General features: G+C 68.4%; 1 pseudogene. It reads left to right on the top strand.

The features are described 5' to 3' along the window. Nucleotides 1-234: pseudogene (locus SKC42_RS27595) on the top strand (hypothetical protein); the annotation flags it as partial.

Raw genomic sequence — 234 nt, 5'->3', positions numbered from 1 at the left:
GCCGCCCTCAACGCGTTGCTGACGGGCAGCATTACGATCCCAGGTCTGCCGCCGATCACGCTGCCGGGCCTGCCGTCGCTGACCCTGTCCTTGGGTGCGCTCGGTACGAACCTCGACGCAGCGCTCAACGCGCTCCTGTCGGGCAGCATTACGATCCCAGGTCTGCCGCCGATCACGCTGCCGGGCCTGCCGTCGCTGACCCTGTCCTTGGGCGCGCTCGGTACTGACCTCAAC

It is taken from the genome of Mycobacterium sp. 050134 (assembly GCF_036409085.1).
In the GTDB taxonomy this organism is placed as follows: domain Bacteria; phylum Actinomycetota; class Actinomycetes; order Mycobacteriales; family Mycobacteriaceae; genus Mycobacterium.
This window is presented reverse-complemented; position numbering and strand designations above follow the sequence as displayed.